At 63.2% G+C, this 21,558-nt stretch carries 25 protein-coding genes; 12 read left to right on the top strand and 13 right to left on the bottom strand.

The window, feature by feature from the left end; genetic code table 11:
• Positions 1-259 precede the first annotated feature (259 nt).
• On the bottom strand, positions 260-1,132 hold the full coding sequence (locus MCUHO_RS07640; RefSeq protein ID WP_067076275.1) for an ADP-ribosylglycohydrolase family protein: 873 nt from the start codon (positions 1,130-1,132) through the stop codon (positions 260-262).
• 67 nt (positions 1,133-1,199) lie between these two features.
• Here MCUHO_RS07640 and MCUHO_RS07645 point away from each other — a divergent pair, with 67 nt between their 5' ends.
• The 10 genes from MCUHO_RS07645 (at position 1,200) to MCUHO_RS07685 (ending at position 7,638) form a co-directional block, all read left to right on the top strand.
• Entirely contained in the window at positions 1,200-1,466 is a 267-nt protein-coding gene (locus tag MCUHO_RS07645) for a UPF0058 family protein (RefSeq protein WP_084385969.1), read from the top strand.
• Between the two features lie 3 nt (positions 1,467-1,469).
• Positions 1,470-3,044 carry a tRNA uridine(34) 5-carboxymethylaminomethyl modification radical SAM/GNAT enzyme Elp3 gene (locus MCUHO_RS07650; RefSeq protein ID WP_067076278.1) on the top strand — a complete coding sequence of 525 codons (1,575 nt, stop codon included), beginning with the start codon at positions 1,470-1,472 and terminating at the stop codon, positions 3,042-3,044.
• On the top strand, positions 3,041-4,204 hold the full coding sequence (locus MCUHO_RS07655) for a DNA primase small subunit domain-containing protein (RefSeq protein ID WP_067076281.1): 1,164 nt from the start codon (positions 3,041-3,043) through the stop codon (positions 4,202-4,204). The genes MCUHO_RS07650 and MCUHO_RS07655 overlap by 4 nt, the downstream gene beginning before the upstream one ends.
• The gene (locus MCUHO_RS07660) at positions 4,201-4,863 is read left to right on the top strand and encodes a hypothetical protein (RefSeq protein ID WP_235808204.1); all 663 of its coding nucleotides are present in this window, start codon (positions 4,201-4,203) and stop codon (positions 4,861-4,863) included. The genes MCUHO_RS07655 and MCUHO_RS07660 overlap by 4 nt, the downstream gene beginning before the upstream one ends.
• A gap of 37 nt (positions 4,864-4,900) precedes the next feature.
• The gene (locus tag MCUHO_RS07665; protein ID WP_048181892.1) at positions 4,901-5,179 is read left to right on the top strand and encodes a 50S ribosomal protein L44e; all 279 of its coding nucleotides are present in this window, start codon (positions 4,901-4,903) and stop codon (positions 5,177-5,179) included.
• Between the two features lie 6 nt (positions 5,180-5,185).
• On the top strand, positions 5,186-5,374 hold the full coding sequence (locus MCUHO_RS07670; RefSeq protein WP_011844885.1) for a 30S ribosomal protein S27e: 189 nt from the start codon (positions 5,186-5,188) through the stop codon (positions 5,372-5,374).
• A 7-nt stretch (positions 5,375-5,381) separates the two neighbouring features.
• On the top strand, positions 5,382-6,161 hold the full coding sequence (locus MCUHO_RS07675) for a translation initiation factor IF-2 subunit alpha (protein WP_067076285.1): 780 nt from the start codon (positions 5,382-5,384) through the stop codon (positions 6,159-6,161).
• 6 nt (positions 6,162-6,167) lie between these two features.
• Positions 6,168-6,335 (top strand): RNA-protein complex protein Nop10, encoded by a 168-nt coding sequence (locus MCUHO_RS12375; RefSeq protein ID WP_084385970.1) that lies wholly within the window; start codon positions 6,168-6,170, stop codon positions 6,333-6,335.
• Complete coding sequence (locus tag MCUHO_RS07680) at positions 6,317-7,063, top strand: proteasome assembly chaperone family protein (protein WP_067076288.1); 747 nt, start codon at positions 6,317-6,319, stop codon at positions 7,061-7,063. The genes MCUHO_RS12375 and MCUHO_RS07680 overlap by 19 nt, the downstream gene beginning before the upstream one ends.
• Positions 7,064-7,185: 122 nt before the next feature.
• A complete protein-coding gene (locus MCUHO_RS07685; protein ID WP_067076292.1) occupies positions 7,186-7,638 on the top strand; it encodes an RDD family protein in 453 nt (150 codons plus the stop codon).
• A gap of 51 nt (positions 7,639-7,689) precedes the next feature.
• Here the strand turns inward: MCUHO_RS07685 and MCUHO_RS07690 are convergent, their stop codons facing one another.
• Both MCUHO_RS07690 and MCUHO_RS07695 read right to left on the bottom strand, forming a co-directional pair.
• Complete coding sequence (locus MCUHO_RS07690) at positions 7,690-8,112, bottom strand: rhodanese-like domain-containing protein (protein ID WP_067076297.1); 423 nt, start codon at positions 8,110-8,112, stop codon at positions 7,690-7,692.
• 92 nt (positions 8,113-8,204) lie between these two features.
• A complete protein-coding gene (locus tag MCUHO_RS07695) occupies positions 8,205-8,924 on the bottom strand; it encodes an ATP-binding cassette domain-containing protein (RefSeq protein ID WP_067076301.1) in 720 nt (239 codons plus the stop codon).
• A gap of 451 nt (positions 8,925-9,375) precedes the next feature.
• On the opposite strand from MCUHO_RS07695, the gene MCUHO_RS07700 reads away from it, so the two are divergent.
• Complete coding sequence (locus MCUHO_RS07700) at positions 9,376-10,083, top strand: DUF1614 domain-containing protein (RefSeq protein WP_067076306.1); 708 nt, start codon at positions 9,376-9,378, stop codon at positions 10,081-10,083.
• Positions 10,084-10,550: 467 nt separating this feature from the next.
• On the opposite strand, the gene asnB is transcribed toward MCUHO_RS07700, so the two are convergent.
• From asnB to MCUHO_RS07750, 10 genes are read right to left on the bottom strand one after another with little or no spacing between them, the layout of a single operon-like run.
• The gene (gene asnB / locus MCUHO_RS07705; RefSeq protein WP_067076310.1) at positions 10,551-12,383 is read right to left on the bottom strand and encodes an asparagine synthase (glutamine-hydrolyzing); all 1,833 of its coding nucleotides are present in this window, start codon (positions 12,381-12,383) and stop codon (positions 10,551-10,553) included.
• Positions 12,384-12,404: 21 nt separating this feature from the next.
• Positions 12,405-12,851 carry a carboxymuconolactone decarboxylase family protein gene (locus MCUHO_RS07710; RefSeq protein ID WP_067076314.1) on the bottom strand — a complete coding sequence of 149 codons (447 nt, stop codon included), beginning with the start codon at positions 12,849-12,851 and terminating at the stop codon, positions 12,405-12,407.
• A gap of 5 nt (positions 12,852-12,856) precedes the next feature.
• The gene (locus MCUHO_RS07715) at positions 12,857-13,798 is read right to left on the bottom strand and encodes a methanogenesis marker 7 protein (RefSeq protein ID WP_067076318.1); all 942 of its coding nucleotides are present in this window, start codon (positions 13,796-13,798) and stop codon (positions 12,857-12,859) included.
• Positions 13,795-14,379 (bottom strand): methanogenesis marker 17 protein, encoded by a 585-nt coding sequence (locus tag MCUHO_RS07720; RefSeq protein ID WP_067076321.1) that lies wholly within the window; start codon positions 14,377-14,379, stop codon positions 13,795-13,797. The genes MCUHO_RS07715 and MCUHO_RS07720 overlap by 4 nt, the downstream gene beginning before the upstream one ends.
• Complete coding sequence (locus MCUHO_RS07725) at positions 14,380-15,618, bottom strand: methanogenesis marker 15 protein (RefSeq protein ID WP_067076333.1); 1,239 nt, start codon at positions 15,616-15,618, stop codon at positions 14,380-14,382.
• Positions 15,615-16,067 carry a methanogenesis marker 5 protein gene (locus MCUHO_RS07730; protein WP_067076336.1) on the bottom strand — a complete coding sequence of 151 codons (453 nt, stop codon included), beginning with the start codon at positions 16,065-16,067 and terminating at the stop codon, positions 15,615-15,617. Before MCUHO_RS07730 ends, MCUHO_RS07725 begins: the two co-directional genes overlap by 4 nt.
• A gap of 5 nt (positions 16,068-16,072) precedes the next feature.
• A complete protein-coding gene (locus MCUHO_RS07735; protein ID WP_067076339.1) occupies positions 16,073-16,534 on the bottom strand; it encodes a methanogenesis marker 6 protein in 462 nt (153 codons plus the stop codon).
• The gene (gene mmp3 / locus MCUHO_RS07740; protein ID WP_067076342.1) at positions 16,534-18,060 is read right to left on the bottom strand and encodes a methyl-coenzyme M reductase-associated protein Mmp3; all 1,527 of its coding nucleotides are present in this window, start codon (positions 18,058-18,060) and stop codon (positions 16,534-16,536) included. The genes MCUHO_RS07735 and mmp3 overlap by 1 nt, the downstream gene beginning before the upstream one ends.
• A gap of 10 nt (positions 18,061-18,070) precedes the next feature.
• Entirely contained in the window at positions 18,071-19,684 is a 1,614-nt protein-coding gene (gene atwA, locus MCUHO_RS07745) for a methyl coenzyme M reductase system, component A2 (protein WP_067076347.1), read from the bottom strand.
• 47 nt (positions 19,685-19,731) lie between these two features.
• Positions 19,732-20,574: an HAD family hydrolase gene (locus MCUHO_RS07750; protein ID WP_067076351.1), complete on the bottom strand. Its 843-nt coding sequence runs from the start codon at positions 20,572-20,574 to the stop codon at positions 19,732-19,734.
• A 54-nt stretch (positions 20,575-20,628) separates the two neighbouring features.
• Here MCUHO_RS07750 and MCUHO_RS07755 point away from each other — a divergent pair, with 54 nt between their 5' ends.
• Positions 20,629-21,558 (top strand): ribose 1,5-bisphosphate isomerase, encoded by a 930-nt coding sequence (locus MCUHO_RS07755; protein WP_067076354.1) that lies wholly within the window; start codon positions 20,629-20,631, stop codon positions 21,556-21,558.

Consider the following 21,558-nt stretch of genomic DNA (forward strand, 5'->3'; position numbering starts at 1 on the left):
GATCATTCCCCCCTCCCCTGTCCCCACCCCCCTCCGTGGCGATAGCCCTTGAAATCCGTATACCGGGATATTTCCTCGCTCTGGTCACTCAGTTTACCGCTCCTCAATTACGATCTCTGGAACCGAAACAGGATTACAACAGAGCATATCGAGTAAACCGCTTTTTCGAGTAGAGCCCTTTTATGGTATGTGAGAGGACCCGTCAATAACCGGACGTATGTAAACCCGGGGCACCGGAAATAGCCAATGCCCCGCAGCCCTACCCCCAACTCACCCCTGCGAGCCTGCGGGCCAGGTCAAGAAGTTCTTCCCGGTCGCGGAGCGCGGCGAGCCACGATGGGGGGATCGCCTCGAGTCCGTACCGTGCCCCGGCCAGCCCCCCGACGATCGCCCCGACGGTATCGGCATCGCCCCCGAGGTTGACCGCCGCGACCACCGCTTCGCGGAAGGACGGGGCATCCATGAAGACCCTGACGGCGCAGTGAGTGCAGAGAACGGCGTCGAGCGACGGTTCCGGCGGATACGCCCGGTAGTCCTCGATGAGGCCGCGGAGTTCGGGGTCCTCGCAGGCGGCAAGCGCCCGGCCGAAGGCTACGGGAACCTCTTCTCCCCGGCAGATCCCGCTGACCATCCGGTTGACGAACGCCGAGGCTTCGCCGGCGGCGGAGTCAAAGTGCGTCACGCGGGATGCGGCGAGGCTTGCCTCCCGGACCTCATCGGGCGGGTAGAAGATGCCGACCGGGATGCCGCGCATGACGCTCCCGTTGCTCCGGCTCCCGCCCCGCTCCTCGTGCGCCATCCTTGCGGCGATGGTGGGCGCGATGCCCGCCTCGACAAGATCGAGGACGGCACCGGAGGTCGGCCCGAAGAACTCCGGGTGAGCGCGGTAGACCCGAACCAGGCGGCGAGCGAAGTCCGCCGGGTCGAACCCACCGCACTCGATGAGAGTCTGCGCCAGGGCCGACGCCTGGAGGGTGTCATCGGTATACTGGCCCGCAGAGACGTTGTGAATCCCGCCTCCCACCATCTCCGTTACGGTCAACGGGGCCGGCGGAAGGCCTTCCAGGGGCGCGCCCAGGGCATCGCCGATTGCAAGCCCTATGAACGCTCCGACCGCCCGCATCTTGTGCATATAAAAAGATCACCAACAAATTATATCTACCCGCGGACAGTAGTATTCTTCGAGGAAAGGTGATATCGTGCAAAAGGAAGAGCTGCTCCACTTACATATGCTATTAGTCCACATCAGAAAGTACTATGAAACCACAACAGGGGAGGATGTCCCTACCGACCAGTACAACGCTCTCCACATCTCACCCGTCCATATCCATAAGAATAAGATCACTCACAAAAAGGCAATTTTAACGCTTGGGGGCGAGATCGTCCACCACATCCGGGCCAACCACAATCCTTACATCGAGTATCACGCTGATTTTCAGTCCGAACGTATTGCAACCGAACATTAAACGATGAACGATACCGATACTCTCCGGGAGATCATCTCCCGCATCCTTTCTACCGGGCCGGGCACCGCCGACGTCCAGAAGATCAAACTCGAGGTCTGCCGTGAGCACGGTGCGAACATGCCGAAAAATTCCGCTATCCTCGCCGTCGCCGCCGACGATGAGCGCGAGCGGCTCCGGCCGATCCTCCAGGTGAAACCCACGCGGACGATCTCGGGAGTGGCGCCCGTTGCGGTGATGACCTCGCCCCACCCCTGCCCCCACGGCAAATGCCTCCCCTGCCCCGGCGGGCCGGAGCACCCCTTTGCCTCCCCCCAGAGTTACACCGGAGAGGAGCCCGCGGCGCTCCGGGCAAGAGAGCACGCCTTCGACCCCTACGCCCAGGTGCAGGCCCGCCTCGGGCAGTTCGAGGCGCTCGGCCACCACGTCGACAAGGCGGAGCTGATCGTGATGGGCGGGACGATGACCGCCCGCCCGCTCGATTACCAGGAGTGGTTCGTCGGGGCCGCCGTGCAGGCGATGAACGACTACCCGCGGGCCGGGGCTCCGCAGGAGAAGCCCGATCTCGAGGCGATCTTTGCCGCGAACGAGTCGGCACGGGTCCGGTGCGTCGCCGCCACCTTCGAGACGAGGCCGGACTGGTGCCGCAAGGAGCATATCGACCGGATGCTCTCGATGGGCGTGACCAAGGTGGAACTCGGCGTCCAGCACGTGGACGACCGGCTCCTCGACTACAACCGCCGCGGCCACGCGGTCGCGGACTCGGTCGCGGCGAACTGCCTTCTGCGGGACGCCGGACTGAAGGTCGGGTTCCACATGATGCCGAACCTCCCCGCGGCGAGCATTGAGGACGACCGGCGGATGTTTCGGGAACTCTTCGCTGATCCGCGGTTCCGGCCGGACTTCCTGAAGATCTACCCGACCCTGGTGACGCCGGGCTCAGAGATCGAGGCGCTCTGGGAACGGGGAGAGTATCTGCCCTACACCGAGGAAGTACTGATCGACCTCGTCGCCTACGCGAAGTCTCTCCTCCCGGAGTACGTCCGTCTCCAGCGGATCCAGCGGGATATCCCGGCAAAGCTGATCGTCGCGGGTTCACGGCATAGCAACTTCCGCCAGCTTGCCGAGGCGCGGCTCCATGAGCAGGGGCTTCGCTGCCGGTGCATCCGCTGCCGCGAGGTGGGCAGATCGCCCGAACCGGAGGAGGTGGCGATCTCGACCCTGGTTTACCAGGCGTGCGGCGGAGAGGAGAGGTTCATTCAGGCGGGCTCCGAGGACGCCCTCGTCGGGTTCGCCCGGCTCCGGTTCCCGCACAACCCCTTCCGCGACGAACTCGCGGGCGCCGCGCTCCTGCGCGAGCTCCATGTCTACGGGAGCGTGGTGCCGATCAGCACTCCGGCATCCGCCGACGAGTGGCAGCACCGCAGTTTCGGTAGCGTTCTCCTCTCCGCGGCCGAAGAGGAGGCACGCGATCACGGCTACCGGCGCCTCGCGGTGATGAGTGGTGTCGGGGTGCGGCCCTACTACAGGAAACAGGGATATGAACGAGTGGGCCCATATATGATCAAGACGTTCCCATGAAACCCGCGACGCTCGAGTTTGTGAAGCAGAGGTTCGCCGAGTACTACCAGAGGCAGAATCTCACCGTTCCGTCCTCCCTCGAGCAGCGCGAATGGGGATTCATCTTCTTCGACGCCGCGGCCGAGGTCCGGATGCGGCGGCACATGGCGTTTGCCGACCGTGAGGAACTCGGGGCATACGTGAAAAGCCTGGTTCCCGCCCACGTCTACTACTCGACGGCCTACTACCAGACGCCGTCGGCGCCGACGATGAACGAGAAACACTGGGCGGGCGCCGACCTCATCTTCGATCTCGATGCCGACCATATCGTCCGCGGGCCCTACGCGATGATGCTTGCCCGGGTCAAGGAGGAGACCGAGAAACTGCTCGGGATGCTGACCGACGAGCTCGGTTTTGCCAGGAACCAGATCAGGATCGCCTTCTCCGGGGGGCGCGGCTACCATATCCACGTCACCGAGATCGCCGTCCGGGGCTGGAGCAGCCAGGAGCGGCGGGAGATCGTCGATTACGTCTGCGGCATCGGACTCGACCCGGCCGCGATGCTCACGCCGGGGGGCGGCGAGACCGAGTCAGACCTTCGGTCTGACCGGGCGGGCGCCGAAGGTGCCCGCACCGGGTGGCGGCGGCGCTACGTGGAGACGCTCCGCGCCCACCTCCTGGGTCTTGCCGCTCGCGACCCGGCGGAAGCGACGGCTTACCTCTCCGGGCTCGACGGTATCGGGAAGCGAACGGCCGCGGAGTTCCTTGTGGATATCGACAGCCTCGCGGCCAATGCCCCCGAGGAACTCCTCAAGAACCGGGTCGTCCGGGCGATCACGGCCGCACCCGACTTCGAGGAGAGGCTCCGGGACGCGGGGGCGCGGGCGGACGAACCGGTCACGACCGATATCAAGCGGCTGATCCGGACACCGGGGTCGCTGCACGGCGGCAGCGGCATGCGAGTCGTGCCGCTCGAGATCCGGGACTTCGCGGAGTTCGATCCGCTCGTGGACGCGGTGGTCTTCGGCGACCGCGACGTGCGGATCGACCTGAAAGTAAACTTCAGCACCTCCCTGCTCGGGAACACCTACTCGCTCAACGCAGGTGTCCAGAACGTCCCAGAAGCGCTCGCGATCTTCCTCTGCTGCCGGGGCGTGGCGGAGATAGCCGGGGGTGCATGATGACCGCCGATCTTTTAGAGAAACTCCGGCAGATGCTGCTCGATATGCAGCACTCGGGACGGCTCTCGCATATCGAGCCCGGCCTCTACGACGACGCCCGGGCGTACATCGAGAAGCGCAAGACGGACTACTACGACCTTAAAAACCCCCTGGAGAGCAGGATGGGGAGCCTGCTCATCGAGGAGATCGGCAGCGTCACCGAGACCGTCCAGGAGATCTTCTCGGTCAGGACCCGGCAGATCCTCGATCTTGCGTTCCAGCAGATGGAGGGACAGTACTTCGACAAGGATGAGGGGCGCAAGATGCTCCCGGAGGAGCGGGCGATGTACGAGCAGATCATCACCGCCATCAGGGAGTGCCGGGAGGCACTCGTCCGCGGCGGGGCCTCGCCGTTCGGCAGCGACAATGCGGCCGCCGTAGAGCGGATCGACGAGGGCGAAGGTCTTTCAGAACCCCGGAGAACGTCTGCGGTTCCCGCTCCCCGTCCCATCCAGTCTCCCTACGCCCTCGTGCATATCCGCTCCGATGTGGAGTCGTTCATGGGGATGGACGGCAGGACGTATGTCCTGGAGATGGGGGATATCGTCACCCTGCCGGAAAACAATGCAGACGTGCTCTGCGAGCACGACATAGCCTTAAATATTAGGCTTAACAAGTAATATAGGTACTCGAATCTATTGAATAGAGGTTACTATCATGAAAATGCCGTCAAAATTCAAGACATACTGCCCGTTCTGCAGGAACCACCAGGTTCACGAAGTCGTGAAGGTAAAGAGGGGCAAAGTGCGCCACTTCAACTGGATCGACCGCCAGAAGGCGCGCAGGAGCACGGTGGGCAACATGGGCAAGTTCAACAAGGTGCCCGGCGGCGACAAGCCGACGAAGAAGATCAACGTCAGATACCGGTGCACGGTCTGCGGCAAGGCCCACCTTCGGCCGGGATTCAGGATCGGTAAATTCGAGCTTACGGAGTGAGTTGATATGGTCCGGGTAAACAGAGAGAACAGGAGCACATTCCTCCGGGTAAAGTGCCCCGACTGTGAGAACGAACAGGTAGTCTTCGAGAGAGCGAGTACCGTCGTAGAGTGCACCGTCTGCGGACGTATCCTTGCGGAGCCCCACGGCGGGAAAGCTGATATAAAAGCTGAGATAATGGCAGTACTTGAGTGATTATTACATGAACGAGAGAGAGTGGCCCGAGGAAGGAGAGCTCGTTGTCTGCACGGTCGCGGATGTCAAGGACTTTGCGGCGTTCGTGACCCTGGACGAGTACAACGAGCGGAGAGGGCTCATACCGATATCCGAGATAGCGCGGGGCTGGATCAAGTACATCCGGGACTTCGTAAGAGAAGGACAGAAGGTCGTCTGCAAAGTCCTGAACGTCGACCCCGATCGCGGCCACATCGATCTCTCGTTAAAAGATGTAAACGAGCACCAGCGGCGCGAAAAGGTTCACGAGTGGAAGAACGAGCAGAAGGCCTCGAAGTGGATCGGGTTCGCCTCCGAGGCGTCGGGGGTAGACAGGAAGATCATCGAGGAGGCATTCTTCCGTGAATACGGTCAGCTGTACCCGGCCTTCGAGGATATCGTCACCACCGGCGGCGAGGCAGCGGATAAACTGAACCTTGATGAGCCGGTCAAAGCGGCGCTCATCACCGTCGCGAACGAGAACGTGAAGGTCTCGAGGGTGACGATCACCGGGCACCTCGTCCTGACATCGTCGCGGCCCGACGGCGTCAACGTGATCCGCCGGGCGCTCCGGAGTGCGCAGCCGAAGGTCGAGAACGTGGATATCGACCTGATCTACGTCGGAGCCCCGAAATACCGGATAAAAGTGACCGCGCCCGATTATAAAGAGGCCGAGAAGGCGATCGAGAAGGCGGCGAGCGCCGCCGTCGGCGTGGTCGAGCGGGCCGGCGGCTCCGGCAAGTTTATCCGGAAGCAGAAGGCCGGATAAGACCATATGAGCAGCCGCATTCGCCGCTGTCCGCACGACCGGCGATACACGCTCTCGGATCTCTGCCCGGTCTGCGGCCTGCCGTCCCGGCCGGCCCACCCGGCACGTTTTTCGCCCGAGGACAGGTACGGTAGATACAGGAGGGCCGTACGCAGATGGAACACGTCAGAGTAACCTTTCTACGGGACGACAATATCGATGCCCCGGTCCTGATCGAGGGTCTGCCCGGCATAGGACACGTCGGGAAACTCGTTGCCGATCACCTGATCCACGAACTCGGGGCCGAGAAGATAGGGGAGATCTCCTCCCTCCACTTCCCGCCGCAGGTGATCGTCGACGAGCAGGGCATCACCCACCTCGTCAAGAACGAGATCTACCGCTACGAGACGGACGGCAGAGCAGCCCTCTTTCTCGTGGGCGACTTCCAGAGCAACTCGGCCGAAGGGCACTACATCCTCGCGGAGCACTACCTCGATATCGCCGAAGACCTCGGTGTCAAGCGAGTCTACGCACTCGGCGGCTACGGTGTCGGGCACCTGGTCGAGAACCCGAGGGTGCTCTCGGCGGTCAACATGGAGCACCTCCGCTCCGAGGTGGAAGCGGCCGGCGGGTCGTTTGAGAACGCCGGGAGCGGCGGGACGATCGTGGGAGCATCCGGGCTCCTGCTCGGCCTCGGCGAGGCGCGGGGCATCGAGGGGATCTGCCTGATGGGGGAGACGAGCGGCTACATCGTCGACCCGAAGAGTGCCGAAGGTCTTCTTACGGTGCTCTCCCGCCTGACCGGGATCGAGGTCGACCATACCTCCCTGCAGCAGCGTGCCGAGGATATGGAGCAGTTCATAGCTAAGATCCAGGAAGCCGAAGAAGCCAAAGGCCGCGAAGAACTGAGTTATATCGGATAACCTCCTTTTTAATTCCGGGCCCGGAGAGAGGCCGTCGTGGTGTCCGACGCGGCCATCGGCGACCCGTCAACCACCGATCCACCCGAACCGTTAAGAACCACAGGGATCGACAGATCATCGATATGGTCACCCTCTACATCGCCAGGTGGGAGACCCGTTTCTGGGCCTGGCTCATCGACTTCATCCTGGTAGGACTGCCCGCCTGGGCGATCTCCGACCGGCTGCCGCCCTCCTGGCAGTTCAGCATAGATCCCGGGCTCATATCGATCAGCCTCTCCTCGGTCGTCTTCTTCCTCTACTGGACGCTGTTCGAGGGATATCGCGGCCAGTCGATCGGCAAGATGGCGCTCGGGATCCGGGTCACCGGTCGTGCCGGTGAAGATATCGGATTTTTTGCCGCAGCAATCCAGAGTTTCGGTAAAGCGTTTCTCCTCGTCCCCGACTGCCTTATCGGGTGGCTTGCCATGCCGGGCTCGAAGCAGCGGCTCTTCAATAGGATATCGGGAACCGTCGTGATAGAGTCCCGCGAAACGGAGGAGCCGGAGGGCGTCACCTACGTGAAGCAGAAGGAGTAAAGGCGGCCCGGTGACGGCACTCTGCTTCGCAATCCCATCGAGAACCCGGTTTTAACCGATCACGGGGAGCCCGGCCGCCTTCCAGGCGCTCATGCCGCCCTCGATCTCGTAGACCTCGCGGAATCCGGCATCGCGCATCATCTCCCGGACACCGGAGCTCCGACCGGCCCGCTGGCAGTAGATGAGGTAGGTTGCCCCGGGGTCGAGGTCATCAAGGTGCTCTGAGAAGTGTGCCGAGTCGATGTTGATCGCACCGGGGATGTGTCCGGCAGCGAACTCGTCGGGTCTCCGGACATCGATGATGACAAAACCCAGTTCGCCTCCCCCCCCTTCGATCAGGGTGGACGCTTCGAGCGGTGTGATCGTCCGGACGACCTGAGCGTCGGGCGCAGGGCTGCCTTCGAGACACCCCACGACGAGCACAAACGCAACAGCGAGCAGGAACGCGGGCAGGAGAGGGTGATGAACGGTCATGCTTCCATGTCACGGCCGCAACGATAAAGCGGTTTCGATCGTCCCGGCTGCTCCTGTCGCCGGGTTCGCCAGGGTGCAACGACCCGGGACGCTCAAGCAGGGTTGTCGAACTCGATCGGCGTCTCGTCGAGGGCCATCACCTTACGGAAGGTCTCCGGCGTGTCCAGGGCAACGACCTCACCGCGGTCCACCACCGCAACCCGGGTACAGATCGCCTCCGCCTCTTCCACATCGTGCGTCGTAAAGATGATCGTCGCGCTCCGCTCGCGGTTCAGCCGCCGGAGCAGGTTCCAGGTCTCCCGGCGCCCGGCATCGTCCAGACCGGCCGTCGGTTCGGCAAGGAAGATGACCGACGGGTGCGTCAGGTATGCCCGGGCGATCTCAAGGTGCTGCAGCATGACGGGAGAGTAGGTCTCGACAGGAGCATCGGCGCTTCCGGCGATGCCGAAGAGGTCTACGACATCGGGGATCCTCCTCCTCCTGAGATCATCGCCCAGGCCGTGCAGCCGGGCTTGGAAGTCCAGGTTCTCCCTGCCGGTCAGCGCAGGGTCGAGCACCGGCTCCCGGAGAACGATGCCCATGCTTCTGCGCACGTCCCCGAGGTTGCCGAGAATCGCAAGCGGTGAACGCTCGGCAAATCCCGGAACCGGAAAGAGCATCGTCATGAGAATGTCAATCAGGGTCTGCCGGTCCTGACCGCAGGGACAGAGGATACCAAAGATCTCTCCGCTCTTGACGTCGAATGGGATTGGGCCCCTTGCCTGAAGTTGCTCCAGATGCCGGATCAGGTCTTCAACGGTAAAAGCAGTCATGCTCCTCTGCAGAGATACAATCGGCCGGAACGGAGTTGTTCCCGACCACCCACCATCCCCGAAATCTGCACAGGATTCGTACCGATCGGAAACCTCTCTGAGCGAGGGCGGCCGGCGATTGTTATCCGGTGCCTGTTACCGGATTCGGGGAAGGAACTATTGGATTAACACTATTTTTGGTTACGCATATATGAATATATCTATTTCAAAATGAATATAAAATACGCAATTTAGGATTTCTATTTTATATTGACTCCCCCTTTTACGTTATCATCGGTGATCTTCAACATTCACAGGATGCTAAAGCAGGCCGGGTTGGGCGGCGCCGATCGGTTCAGATGACCGTCAGGTCGACGTCGTGCGGGAACCGTCCCACGGCACGTCTCCGGGGGGCTCGCCGGGGAACGGCCCGTGAAACTATTTATGGCATGAACCCCGGTATACCCGGCCAATGGAGACCGAACTGCCCGCAATCGCGATTCTTCCGGTTCCTCTCAGCCCGGAGCAGATCGTCATTGCGTTGGCGGTTCTCATACCGGCCCTGGTTATATTCAACCTCTTCCTCATCAGCGAGGGGATCTTCGAATTGATCGGGCTCCGGTTCTACCAGGCGCTGCTGGTGACCGCAGGGGCGCTGCTCGGGAGCCTGATCGATATCCCGCTCCTTTCATTAGGGGAGGACATCATCGCGGTCAACGTGGGCGGGGCCGTCATCCCTCTCTTCGTAACGCTCGAGATGGTCGGGCGGGGCCGGGTTTCGCGGCTGAAGTCCCTTGCCGCCGTTCTTCTGGTCTCGCTCGTCGCCTACGCCGCTGCAACGCCCGTTCCCGGCCTCGGGATCACGATGCCGTTCTACGTCGCACCCCTCGCAGGAGCCATGACGGGGCTCCTTCTCGCCCGCGGCTGCCGGGCCGCTCCCGGCCTCGCCTACGCGGGCGGAACCATGGGCACCCTGCTCGGGGCCGATATCCTCAACCTCGCGAATCCCGACGTGCTTTCGGCGCTCACCACAAGCGGGCCGACCGTCCTCTCCATCGGGGGCGCGGGGATCTTCGACGGCATCTTCGTCACCGGCGTCCTCTCCGTCCTGCTCGCGGCGTATGCGGGGAGGGGGCTCCGGGAGAAGGGAGGGGTCTGCCCGCAGGAGGGAGGGGAGTGAGGGGGAGAACTCCGGGATGCAGAGCGAACTCACCAAAAATACGGTACATTGCGCAAACCTAGTGCACACGAGTTCTCAAAGATTGTAAGTACCCAACACTTGAAACGAGGAAAAAACCCGGTGCAGTGGACCGTGGGGATATCGCGTCTGGGGGAGGGCGACTGGCCGAAGGGCAGGAGCACGAGAAGAACGAAGTTCTTCGAGGGGCTGACGGGGAGTGCGATGGTTCGTAGAACCGGAGCTCGACCACCGTCAGGTGGGGAGGGGGGAGTATTCCCCCCTCGAAACCCTTCGGGTTTCTCAAGCTTGCTGCGCTCGCACTCCGCACCCTTCGGGTGCTCGAGCTCCGGGCGTGCCGCCCATCGCACTCCCCATTGTCCCCACCCCCCTCTCGGCGATATCCCCTTGAAATCCGTGTATGGAGTATGCAACCGAAAGGGAAGTATGAACCGCTTGAAGGGCACTGCTCAAAATTCAACTGCTCCATCGGCATTCTCCGCCTCAAACGCCCGGAGCCACATCTCCGCGCAGGCTATCCGCCAGAACTCGGTAGAATAAGGACTCTTCCCCTCGAGGAACGCCCGGTAGTTTTCGAGCACCTGCTCCGCGTCCCAGTAGGGCCGCTCTGCGAATTCGGGCGTCGAGAAGAGGTCGAGGATACGCGGCGCAAGTTCGCCCTTCATCCAGACCTCCTCGGGGGTGACGAACCCCATCTTGTCCATCCTGCACCGGACGGCGTCCGGGACCAGCCCCCGGATCGCCCGCCGGAGGACGTACTTCGTGACGCCGCCGCGGATCTTCTGGTCGATCGGGAGCGATCCGAGGTACTCCACGAGCCGATAATCGAGGAATGGAACCCGCGCCTCGATCGAGAAGGCCATCGAGTTCCTGTCCTCCCAGTGGAGCAGGAGAGGGAGGTTCGACGCCGTGACCTCTCGTTTCAGCACCTCCTCAAGCGACCCCGCATACCGGAGGATCTCCGGCGGCGATCCCCGGAGGAGTTCACGGCGCTGCGACCGTACCCGGGATTGAGCAGCCGCCCACGAGAAGAACGACCGGTGGTGCCGTACACTCCCGATCCCCTCCCGGAGAGCAGCAAGGAACTTGCGCCGCCGGAGGAGACCGCGGATATAAGGCGCCTGGTAGGCGATGTAGCCGCCGAGCTGCTCGTCGGCGCCCTGCCCGTCGAGAACCACCTTCACCTCGTTCTGTGCGAGCCGCATCACGCAATACTGGGCGTAGATCGAGAGGGATGCAAACGGCTCGTCCTGCATGTAGAGCAACCTCTCGATATCCTCCCAGAGCCCCTCCGTGCCCGGCGTCGTCCGGCGGTTCGCGACGCCGGTCGCCGCGACCACCGTCTCGATATGCCGGCTCTCGTCGAATCTCGGATCATCGAAACAGACCGAGAACGTCTTCTGCCGCTCGCCGACGCTCTCCGGGCTCTCCGCCTGCAGGAGAACGTTGATCAGGGCGGTGACCGTCGAGGAGTCGATGCCGCCGGAGAGGCAGGTTCCGACCGGGACGTCGCTCCGGAGCCGGAGCCGGACGGCGTCGGTCAGGAGATCGCGGACGTCGCGTGCGGCGGCTTCGTCGTCGGCCCCGCCCGGAGCGCCGTTCATCGCGAGGTCCCAGTAGCGTTCCGGCTCCCCGACGCCTTCCGCGGAGACGAGGAGCGCATGGGCCGGCGGGAGCTGGAAGACACCGTCGTACATCGTCTCGGCGGTGTGATCCGCAACCCCCCATGCAAGGAACGTCGAGAGCATCCGGTCGTTCGGCCGCCGGCCGACCCCGGGATGCACCCGGAGCGCCTTGATCTCCGAGGCAAAGAGGAACGAGCCCCCGGTCACGACGTAATAGAACGGCTTGACGCCCAGGCGGTCCCGGGCGCAGAAGAGTTCGCGGCGGCGCCCGTCCCAGAGGGCGAACGCCCACATCCCGTTGAACCGGGCGAGGCAGCCCCTCCCCCACTCCTCGTAGGCGTGCAGGATCACCTCCGTATCGGATGCGGACGCGAAACGGTGGCCGGCGACCGAGAGTTCCTCCCGGATCTCGCGGTAGTTGTAGATCTCGCCGTTGAAGACGATCTGAAGCGACCCGTCCTCGTTTCCCATCGGCTGGCGGCCTTCGTCGGAGAGGTCGATGATCGCAAGGCGGCGATGGGCAAGGCCGACCGGCCCGGAGAAGAACGTTCCTTCGCCGTCAGGGCCGCGATGAGCCAGCCGCCGGGCCATCTCCCCGACGAGAGCCGCATCCGCATCCTCCCCGTTCAGGGCAAACTGCCCGGCAATACCGCACATACTCAGGAGACCAGAAACAGGTTATTTGTCCGAGCAGGTCTTATCGAGACCTGTCCCGTTGATGTCGCAGGAGGGGCAGGGGGCCGAGCCGTTCACCACCCGGTAGGCATCCGCGAGGACGGCGGAGTTCGCGAGCATCCCCGCGATCAGGATCACCTCGAGGATCTCGGCCCGGGTCGCGCCCTTCGCCATCGCGGACTGCATGTGGTACTCCACGCAGTGGCTGCACTTGAGCGCGGCGCCCACCGCGAGGCTGATCAGCTCGATCGTCTTCGGTTCGAGCTGGCTTGTCTCGACGACGGCGCCCTTGTAGAGGAGGTGCGAGATGAGGATCTCGGGCCGTTCCGCCATCCGCTCAAAGATCAGGGGAACTCTCCCGTACTCGTTCTCGATCTCCCGGAGGAGATCCTCCGCGAAGACATCCGACCCCCGTTCCATAACCCGCGTGAGTACCTTCTCGAAGTCCATGGCAACTACACCAGTATCCTCGTTTCCGAGAAAGGTTTTATCCGAATCAATATGTAGTTGCGCATCCGTGACGGCGTGACGTCGGCGATATCGCCGACCGTCACCCCTTCAGCGACCGGAAGCGACCGCACGTCGTCGGCATACGAGTCGTAGGGGAGCTTCACCCGGAGCCCCTCCATCTGGGCGGTCACCGGCGTCGGGTGCGTGAGCAGGCTGATCTCGTGGATCTGCTCCTCGATGATCGCCATCAGGCGGGGCGGAAAGACGGAGAGCGGGTCTTTTGCGAGAGCATCCCGGCGGCCATCCAGGACACGGGAGACCTCGTCCACCAGTTCATCGAGTTTCCCGAGTTCCTCGGGGCGCTTGAACCGGTGCATGATCCTGCCGACTCCCCCGACGTAGCCTTCGACGGGCGGGTCGATCGCCCGCATCAGGGTCTCGCGGTCGGGCGCGCCGGTCACCACGATCGGCACGTGGATCTCACGGCGGATCGCCGGGAACTTCTGCCGGATACACTCCTCGAAGTTGCCGAGCGCGTAGACGGCGAGATCGTGCTCGTTGATGACGTCCCGCTCCTCGTCGTTCAAGTTCGCAATCCGTTTCCCGAATCCTCTCGATAGCCCGACCATGTTGGTCTTCGCGCCCGACCGCCTGAGATACTCGGCGATATCGCAGGCGACGTGGGGAAGGTGATGGATCTCCAGACTCGGGCTCACGACGGCGATCTCGGTTCCGACGAGGGGCGCCTCGATCACCTCGCCGGCGAGCGGTTTTGCGATCCGGCGTATCATCTCGATATCGTCACGCGGCACGAACGACTGGAGCACGACATCCTGGGCCATGACGTGCTTCTGGACGATGTAGCCCCCGAGGTCGTCGATCAGATCCATGATCTCGTCGTGCCGGTAGACGCCTCCCTTGTAGGTCACCGGCACCAGTGTCGTCATAGCGTCACCCCCATCTTCTCAAAGAGCGGCACGACCGCCGTCTCCACGATATCGGTCGGCAGGGTATCCTCGCTCGCCACGTAGTAAAACTTCCCATCCCGGATGTACTGGCGGCGGACCTTGAACCCCTCGGGGGCGATGTACTGGAGCGCGTAGATGATGTCCTTATAAAGGGTCTCGCTCGGATCGGCTACCACCAGCTGGTCGAGATCGTCTTCCCCGGCCACTCCCGCCGGGAGGACGACGGTGAACCGGTCGGGCTGATCGACGTTCTCCTTGCCGTAGATCGTCCAGAGTTTCTGGAGAAGCGGCGCAAGGTAGGTTTCGTCGCCGATATCGAGGACGATCTCCTTCTCGCCGCGGTTGACGTTGGCGAAGTCGGCGATACGGATCGCACGCGGCATATGCCGCAGAAGCCCGACGGCGACGAAGATCGGCACTTTCGGGTCGACGGAGATGTGCAGCCGGTCGATCACCTTGATGAGATCGAGGTCCTGGAGGACATCGGCTGCGACCCGCTCGTAGGCCACTCTCCCGACCTCATCCGGCGACTCGACCACGAAGTAGTTCAACGGGGGCATCTACTCTCCCTTGATGAATCCGGACGCGAGCAGGGCAGATCCGACCGCACCGATATACTGCGAGTGGTGCGGGACGACGATCTCCGTCTGCAGGAGCTGGCCCATCGCGTAGACCAGCCCCTCGATCAGCGAGGTGCCGCCGACCATGATCACCGGCTCCTTGATGTCGATCTCCTGCAGCTGCTGCTCGAAGACCTGTTCGGCGACGCTGTGGCAGGCCGCGGCCGCGACGTCCTCGCGCGAGGAGCCGGCGGCGAGCGCGTTCACCAGGCTCTGCGTCCCGAAGACGATGCAGTAACTGTTCATCGGAACGTTCACGCCCATGCCCTTCATGGCGAGAGGGCCGAGTTCGGTGATATCCACGCCGAGCCGTTTTGCGGTCATCTCGAGGAACCTGCCGCTCGCCCCGGCGCAGATCCCCCCCATCGTGAAGGTTCCGGGGATGCCGTCGATGACGCTGATCGCCTTGTTGTCCATCCCGCCGATATCGATGACGGTCGCGGAGCCCCGCTGGTGGCCGGCGAGGTAGACGGCTCCTTTCGAGTTCACCGTCAGTTCTTCCTGGATGAGATCCGCCCCGAGATGCTTGCCGATCAAGAACCTGCCGTATCCGGTGGTGCCGATCGCCTGGATATCCTCGCGCGAGAGTCCGGCCATCTCGAGCGCGTCCGCGACGGCGCTCTCGGCGCTCTTGATCACCTCGGTCGTCGGGTGCCATCCGGTGCCGACGATCTCGTTCTCCTTCATCACGACGGCCTTCGTCGTGCTCGATCCCGAGTCGACGCCCATCGTGATCCCGGTCTGCTCCTCACGGGCAAGGAGCGCTCTCCGGCGGGCGATGGTGGTCAGGGCCTCCATCCTGGTGAGGAGGGTCCCTGAGGTCGTCCGCTCGGTGAAGGAGTAACTCACCACCGGCAGACGGGAGTTCTCGTGGATGTATCGCCGGAGTTCGTTTCGGACGATCGCCGCCTCGGCGCACCTGAAGCAGGTGCCGATGAAGACCCCGTCCGCATCGACCTTCCCCTCTACGAGGGCCATCGCCCGGGCGATCATCAGTTTCAGGTCGGCGCTCCGGACGTCGAGGCCGAACGCTTTGACGCCCCGCTCGACGTCGGCGAGAGCGATGTCGGGGAAGAAGACTTCCGCATCCACCGACTCGGCGGCCTCGTAGATCTCTTTCTGGACGCCGCTGTACTCCGGCCCGCAGGAGAGCTGGGCAATCCGCACCTTGCGGCTCATGCTTCGTCCTCCCCGGGGAGACCGTCGAGGAACTTCCTGACGGCAGCAACGAACTGTATCCCTTCCTCTTCATCCGTCGGATACTTCAGTTCCAGGATGGGTATCCCGCTCTGGCGGAGAGTGAAGACGATCAGTTCGTCGGTGCGGGCGCAGCCCATGCAGCCGAACGCAAGGTCGGCGTCCGTGACGATGATTGCGGCTTCTGCCTCCTCGATGAGGGGGCCGTAGATCGCCATCCGCCCCCTGACACCGGACGGCACCTCGACGGCCGCGTACTTCAGGCCGCGTTTGGGTTCTTCGGGGGTGATCTGCAGGGGCGGGGAGTCTACCCCGGCGGTCTGTATCCTCTCCCGGATACCAAGGGCTGCACCGAGCGGTTTATGACCGAACCGGGCCACCAGGTCGGAGAGGATGAGGCTCGTTGCAGGATAGATAAACACCTTTGCCATTGTATTCAGGACTCCTCTGTATCTATCAGTTCTTGTAGTCGCTTGATATCAAGTAACGGTCGTTTCTCAAGTGCGGGCGGTGCCGGTTCCGCCTCACCTTCTTCACGCCGGTCGAGCTCCTCGAGCCCGCGGGTGATGTAGCGCAGAAGGCGGAACTCCCGTTCGTGACCGAGGTACCCCGGCCTCGCTCCGCCGAGGTTCGCCCGGCAACGTCTCGGATCTCCGGGAGGAAAACCCCGGTCCTTGACGAAGATGTGAGTCGGGTCGAACGAACGGATCTCCTCGATGAGGCGGTCGACGGACTCCGGTTCGCCCGTCACCTGCAGCCCGAAGCACGTCTCCTTGATGAGGACGCCCTCGGAGGCCTCGTAGGCTCTGAGCGCGAGCTCGCCGGGGGTCATCGTCGGAGACTCGACGAAGACATACTTGGTCACCGTGCCCACATAGTCAGGAGTATATTCGGCCATCACTTCACCTCTTTCACGTATACCGTGGCCCCTTCGCTCATCCCGGCAAGGTTCCCCGCATCCAGCACCTTCCCGATGACATTCGTACCGGTGAGCGGCTCGGACGTCGGGCCGAACTCGGCGTTCGGTGTCGTGCGGAGCCCGACCATGCCCGCGCCCCGCCGGGAGTCATTCGTCATCGCGAGGGTGTAGGCCGGCACCTCGCCGTCGGGAGTGTTCTCCGGGATGATCCCGACGCCCTTGCCGATCTTCGGCTTGAAGAGGAAGACGTCCTCGAAGACGAAGACGAGCGGCATCTTCCCGACGCTATGGTGCTTGAGCCCGGTCACTTCACGGAAGATCGTGACCGACCGGGGCGCGGCCGCCTCGTCGAGGGTGATGCTGACGACATGGTCGGCAGGCACCGTCTCGATCCGGACCTCGCCACCGGCCAGCGCCTCGAGCGTCGTCGCCGGGGTCTGGGCGACCACGACGCGGTCACCCTCGGCCGCATCGGCGGCGAGGGAGATGCCCCGCCGGGCGGCGACCGCTTCCGCATCGGCGAGCGAAAGGCCGACGAGATCGAACTGCTCCGGTTCCGCACGGATGGCGAGGAGGTCGCCCTCTCCGGCAAACCTGAGGAGTTCGATGCCGTGGACGACCCGTCCTACAACGGTGTGCGCCGGGCTTGCCGAGACGCCCTGGGTGTAGATGTAGACTCCTCCCGAGGACTTCCCGGCGGTCCTGACGGTGACGGTGCCTTCAAGCCTCGGACCGGAGAACTCCGCCGGGACCCGGGTCGGAACCAGGTGCGTATCGGCGACGTAGGTGCTGGTCGAGCGGTCCACCCTGAATCTGCCGCCCTGCACGGAGAGAAGAAAGTGCTCGACGCTCCGGGCGGTTCCGGTATCGATCCCGTCTTCTCCGAAGCCCTGCACATCCGCTTCCACGTAGGAGACGACCTGCATCCCGTCTTCGAGCGGGAAGTCGGAGTCGCGGATGACGACGACGTTCGAGCGGTCGACACGCCGGAAGACCCGCTCGACGCCGGTGATCCGGTCGCCGTCGGCGAGCCGGTCGAGCAGCCCGCGGCCGGTGACGACCTTGCCGATGACGCCGCCGTCCTCCGGGGCGCCGTAGTCGGCGGTATGCCTCATGCGTGCGAAGATCAGGTAGGACTGGGAGGGATCGTAACCCCCGCACCCGAGGATCACGTCGCCGCGCTCGTACCGGCCCGGACGGCGTGCCGGGCGGATGTCGGTCTCGAACGTCCCGAAGGCGGCGGCGTACCGGTCCTGCCAGTGCAGGCGGAGCCGTTCTGCATATTCCGGCTGAAGGAGACGGGAGACTGCTGCGGGCTTCGCCACCTCGACGACCAGGTCGCCCGCCGGGGTGGCGAACCTGACCCCCTGCGACTCGCCTTCATCTTCGACGAGCGCCGGGCGGATGATGGCGACGCTGTACCGTTCGTCCCGTTCGGGGAGGAGATCCCCGAGCCGGGAATCTTCCGGAACCAAAGTGTGTTTGCCGTCCAGGTGGATCTCCATTACGTGCACCTCAGGGGGTTCCACCGGCCCCCATCACCGTTCGTTCGTCCTCGGTGAGGTGGGCGAGCACCTCCTCCGTCGGGCCCATCTGGATGATCTTGCCTCCCCGCATGAGGGCGACGCGATCGCAGATATCTCTCACGAACTCCATATCGTGCGAAACCACGATAAATGTCTCGTCCATCTCTTCGCGGGCGTGGAGGATCGAGTGCTTCACGTCGATCTTCGTGATCGGGTCCATGGTGCCGGTCGGCTCGTCGAGGACGACGAGCAGGGGCTCGCGGATGAGCACCTGGGCGAGCGCCACCCGGTGCTTCTCACCTTCGGAGAGCTGGCCCGGATAGCGGTCCAGGATCTCCTTGCTCTTCTCGGGGGTGAACCCGGCCATCCCGAGGGTGATGATTGCCTTCCTCATCGCAAGTTCCTTCGGGAACTCGAGCCCGATGGCGTCGGTGAGGTTGTCGAGCACCGTCCTGTGCGGGTAGAGGTCGTACTCCTGGTGGAGGAGCCCGATGTATCCCTTCGCCCGGCCGCGGTTCTCGATGCCGGGTTTCGTCATATCGATCCAGTCGTCGCCGATCCGGATGTTCATCTCGCCGCTGGTGGGCTCGAGAATCCCGGATATGATCCGGGAGAGGGTCGTCTTGCCCGCCCCGCTCTTGCCGATGATCCCGAAGATCTCTTTCTCGCCGACCTCGAACGAGACGGTGTTGACCGCCCGGACGACGCCCCGGTCGACCGAGAGGTAGCGCTTGACCACGTCACGAGCGACCAGGATCTTCTCGCCGACCGCCCCGGCCTGGTGCTGCTCGACGTCGCTGTAGTTCTCCATGAACCGGCCGATGACCTCTCCCGGGACACCGATCCCCTTGATCTCCCCGTTCTCAAGGAGGATAGCCCGGTCGGCCACGTCCTCGATGACTTTTGAGAAGTGGGACGTGACGATCATGCCCATGTCGTTTGCCCGGGCACTCTCGATGAGCATCCGGTGAACGAGCGTGGCGGTCTCCGGGTCGAGCGTCCCGGTCGGTTCGTCCGCAAAGAGCATGAACGGGTTCTTCGCGAGCTGCCGGGCGAGCACCACCCGCTGCTTCTCGCCGCCGGAGAGGTCGCGGGCGATATGCATCATCCGGTGGGAGAGCCGGACCTGGTCGATGAGGTCGGCGGCCCTGCTGACGGCCTTCTCGCCCGGGTAGCCGACGTCGTCGAGCGCTCGCAGGACGTTCTCGATCACCCGGTCGTCACCGTAGAGTGCGAACGTCCGCTGGAACATAATGGCGGTTCTCCGCATGATCCGCCGTTTCATCGGGGCGCTCTCCTCGGCCCAGAGATCGATATCCGCCGGTTCGAGGTTGCCCCCGCAGGCAGGACACGGTTTTCCTACCTCGCTCGGGACACCGATGTAGTCGCATTTGCCGCAGATGCCGACGTGATAGATGATTGCACCCTTTGTCGGAGGCTGGTCGACACCCCGCATAAGGTGCATGAGAACGGTCTTGCCGGCGCCGCTTCTGCCGATGATGCCGACAGTCTCTCCCTCCGCCACCTCAAAATTGATGTTTTTAAGCACGGTAGTCCCGTTAAACTCCATGCAAAGGTCTTTCACCGTAATAAGTGGGGTCATCTTGAGATCCTCGTTAAACTAATCTTCTTCTGGTATCATATTAGGGTTTATATTGTTGCACTTTTCCCGGTCGCCGCGGTATCCGTGAGGAGTTCTGCCACGATACCGGGCACCTCGCTGACGTTGAGGATCACCCGATCCACGCTCGCATAAAGGACGGCCGGTTTCCGATCCGACTGCTGTTCGGTGAGCACTGCAAGATCAGCCTTCCGAAAGGCGTTCAGGTCGTTGATGGCATCTCCAACCATAACAACTTTATCGTACTGCTCTTTGAGATCCTCTACGATCCGGGCCTTCATCGAGGGGGTTGCGACACCGTAGACCCTCTCCCGGGGGATTCCGAGGTAGTCGCCCATCCGTTCGAGCTTTGCGACGCGATCGCCGGATGCTATGTATGCGGGAACACCCATCCGGTGCAGTTCGCTGATGGCCTCTTTCGCGCCTTCGAACGGTCTCCCGCCGGTCGTCACCGTGAACTCGATGCCGGGGATCTCCATGTTCAGGATCACGCCGCTGTTCATGGTGACGATCGACTCTTTCTTGCAGCAGCTCCAGACCTGCCGGATACATGCCTGCAGGTCGCCGATGCGGGCATGTTCGTCGTTGTAGAGGAGGTTCCCGACCTCTTCGGCGGGGATGACCCGGCGGGAACAGGCCACGCCGAACCCGATCGACTGCTCCAGGAAGAACTCGGAGAGGCACTGATCCTCCGGCGCCTCCATGACGTCCCGGGAATGGAGGTGGAGAACGACGAGCACCCGGGCGTCCGAACCGAAGGTGATGGTCGTGGTCTCGACCTCGGTCAGCATCTCGTCGTGGAGGATGTCGCGTGCTACCCGGTAGGTCCGCAGAAGTGTGCCCGCACTATCAAAAACAACGGCTACCGACATATTCTCACGTCAATAAGTCTATTTAGTCTCTTGTCCTCTCTTGAATGAGGACGTATGTTACTGAGTGAGACGGCAGCAAGCATAAAGAATATGGAGATCCGGGGCGCCGGCAGGATCGCCCGGGCTGCGGTGGAGGCACTGGCCGATTATGCCCGAAATCTCGATGTATCCGACCCCGAGACCTTCAAGCAGGAGATGCAGAGGGCGGCCGACATCCTCACCGGAACCCGGCCGACCGCCGTCTCGCTTCCGAACGCCGTGCGCTCCGTGATGCGGGCGCTCGACTCGTTCGATTCGGTGGAGGCCGCACGGGACGCGGTTCTTGCCCGGGCGGCGGAGTTCGTCGACCACTCGGAGCACGCGGTCGAGCGGATAGCGGCAATCGGGGCACGCCATATCTCCGACGGCGACGTCCTCCTGACCCACTGCAACTCCGAGGCGGCGCTCGGGTGCATCCTGGAGGCCCACCGGCAGGGGAAGGATATCGAGGTCTACGCGACGGAGGTGCGGCCCCGGGGCCAGGGGCTCATCACCATCAGGACGTTGAACGACGCCGGTATCCGGACGAACTACATCGTCGATTCGGCGGTCCGCTACTTCATCAACGACGTCGACCTGGTCGTCGTCGGCGCCGACGCCATCGCGGTGAACGGCGCGGTGGTGAACAAGATCGGGACCGCCCAGATCGCGCATGCCGCACACGAGGCCCGGACGAACGTCATCGTGGCTGCGGAGACCTACAAGTTTGCTCCGCGGACGATCCTCGGGGAGCTGATCGAGATCGAGGAGCGCGACCCCGACGAGGTGCTGCCCCGCGAGGCGGCGAAGGAACTCCCGTTCGTCCGGGTCAGGAACCCGGCCTTCGACGTGACGCCCGCGGAGTACGTCGACCTGATCGTCACCGAGCAGGGGGCGATCCCGCCGGGGCTGGCGTTCACGGTGATAAGGGATTATCTCGGGTGGAGGATCGAGGAGTTGCGGTAG

Origin of the sequence: Methanoculleus horonobensis (genome assembly GCF_001602375.1) — an archaeon.
Taxonomy (GTDB): domain Archaea; phylum Halobacteriota; class Methanomicrobia; order Methanomicrobiales; family Methanoculleaceae; genus Methanoculleus; species Methanoculleus horonobensis.

Coding starts and splice junctions, on each gene's coding strand:
- MCUHO_RS07640 (WP_067076275.1), bottom strand. CDS start 1,132: ATGCACAAGATGCGGGCGGTCGGAGCGTTCATAGGGCTTGCAATCGGC.
- MCUHO_RS07650 (WP_067076278.1), top strand. CDS start 1,470: ATGAACGATACCGATACTCTCCGGGAGATCATCTCCCGCATCCTTTCT.
- MCUHO_RS07655 (WP_067076281.1), top strand. CDS start 3,041: ATGAAACCCGCGACGCTCGAGTTTGTGAAGCAGAGGTTCGCCGAGTAC.
- MCUHO_RS07660 (WP_235808204.1), top strand. CDS start 4,201: ATGATGACCGCCGATCTTTTAGAGAAACTCCGGCAGATGCTGCTCGAT.
- MCUHO_RS07665 (WP_048181892.1), top strand. CDS start 4,901: ATGAAAATGCCGTCAAAATTCAAGACATACTGCCCGTTCTGCAGGAAC.
- MCUHO_RS07670 (WP_011844885.1), top strand. CDS start 5,186: ATGGTCCGGGTAAACAGAGAGAACAGGAGCACATTCCTCCGGGTAAAG.
- MCUHO_RS07675 (WP_067076285.1), top strand. CDS start 5,382: ATGAACGAGAGAGAGTGGCCCGAGGAAGGAGAGCTCGTTGTCTGCACG.
- MCUHO_RS12375 (WP_084385970.1), top strand. CDS start 6,168: ATGAGCAGCCGCATTCGCCGCTGTCCGCACGACCGGCGATACACGCTC.
- MCUHO_RS07680 (WP_067076288.1), top strand. CDS start 6,317: ATGGAACACGTCAGAGTAACCTTTCTACGGGACGACAATATCGATGCC.
- MCUHO_RS07685 (WP_067076292.1), top strand. CDS start 7,186: ATGGTCACCCTCTACATCGCCAGGTGGGAGACCCGTTTCTGGGCCTGG.
- MCUHO_RS07690 (WP_067076297.1), bottom strand. CDS start 8,112: ATGACCGTTCATCACCCTCTCCTGCCCGCGTTCCTGCTCGCTGTTGCG.
- MCUHO_RS07695 (WP_067076301.1), bottom strand. CDS start 8,924: ATGACTGCTTTTACCGTTGAAGACCTGATCCGGCATCTGGAGCAACTT.
- MCUHO_RS07700 (WP_067076306.1), top strand. CDS start 9,376: ATGGAGACCGAACTGCCCGCAATCGCGATTCTTCCGGTTCCTCTCAGC.
- asnB (WP_067076310.1), bottom strand. CDS start 12,383: ATGTGCGGTATTGCCGGGCAGTTTGCCCTGAACGGGGAGGATGCGGAT.
- MCUHO_RS07710 (WP_067076314.1), bottom strand. CDS start 12,851: ATGGACTTCGAGAAGGTACTCACGCGGGTTATGGAACGGGGGTCGGAT.
- MCUHO_RS07715 (WP_067076318.1), bottom strand. CDS start 13,798: ATGACGACACTGGTGCCGGTGACCTACAAGGGAGGCGTCTACCGGCAC.
- MCUHO_RS07720 (WP_067076321.1), bottom strand. CDS start 14,379: ATGCCCCCGTTGAACTACTTCGTGGTCGAGTCGCCGGATGAGGTCGGG.
- MCUHO_RS07725 (WP_067076333.1), bottom strand. CDS start 15,618: ATGAGCCGCAAGGTGCGGATTGCCCAGCTCTCCTGCGGGCCGGAGTAC.
- MCUHO_RS07730 (WP_067076336.1), bottom strand. CDS start 16,067: ATGGCAAAGGTGTTTATCTATCCTGCAACGAGCCTCATCCTCTCCGAC.
- MCUHO_RS07735 (WP_067076339.1), bottom strand. CDS start 16,534: ATGGCCGAATATACTCCTGACTATGTGGGCACGGTGACCAAGTATGTC.
- mmp3 (WP_067076342.1), bottom strand. CDS start 18,060: ATGGAGATCCACCTGGACGGCAAACACACTTTGGTTCCGGAAGATTCC.
- atwA (WP_067076347.1), bottom strand. CDS start 19,684: ATGACCCCACTTATTACGGTGAAAGACCTTTGCATGGAGTTTAACGGG.
- MCUHO_RS07750 (WP_067076351.1), bottom strand. CDS start 20,574: ATGTCGGTAGCCGTTGTTTTTGATAGTGCGGGCACACTTCTGCGGACC.
- MCUHO_RS07755 (WP_067076354.1), top strand. CDS start 20,629: ATGTTACTGAGTGAGACGGCAGCAAGCATAAAGAATATGGAGATCCGG.